Raw genomic sequence first — 598 nt, 5'->3', positions numbered from 1 at the left:
CCCGGAGCCGGACACCGCTACATCAACCGCGGCTTCATCCTCCTCGGCCTGGCCCTGGCCCACTACCGCTGCCGACGCCTGGACGAGCTGGCGGCCGAACTCTGGCAGCACCTCGACATGACCTGCACGACCTACGGACCGGTGCCCCGCTCCGCCCAGGTCGCCCCGACCGAGCAGCGGCTGACCGGCGGGCCCCGGCTGTGGGGCATGCCGCACGACGACAACGCCGCCCTGCTCGGCGGAGTCGCTGGCCACGCCGGGGTGTTCACCACCCCGGCTGACCTCGCCGCCTTCGCCACCCACCTGCTGACCCCGCACGCCGCCGGCGCTCCCCTGAGCCGCTGGCTCGCCCACAGCATGCAGCCGCAGGCCGCGATCGAGCCGGGCCTCGACCGGGGGCTGGCCTGGATCCTCGCCGACGAGGGCCGGGTCGCCTACCACCACGGCTTCACCGGGACCAGCCTCTACCTCGCCCCGGCCACCGGCCGCTACCTGGCCATCTGCACCAACGCCGTCTACCACCACCAGGACAACCGCACCCGCCTCGCCCCGCTGCGGACCCTCGCCCTGAAGGCGATCACCGACGAACCCTAGGAGG

Annotated in this window: 1 protein-coding gene; it reads left to right on the top strand. The window is 73.9% G+C overall.

Annotated features, from left to right (window positions below; all coding sequences use genetic code 11):
- Positions 1-594 (top strand): serine hydrolase (locus tag VM95_RS37900; protein ID WP_045706128.1); only part of this gene is annotated, 594 nt, incomplete at its 5' end.
- Positions 595-598 lie beyond the last annotated feature (4 nt).

The sequence above is a fragment of the Streptomyces rubellomurinus genome, from assembly GCF_000961885.1.
Classification (GTDB): domain Bacteria; phylum Actinomycetota; class Actinomycetes; order Streptomycetales; family Streptomycetaceae; genus Kitasatospora; species Kitasatospora rubellomurina.
The sequence above is the reverse complement of the archived record's forward strand: the minus strand, read 5'-3'. Positions and strand labels throughout refer to the sequence as shown.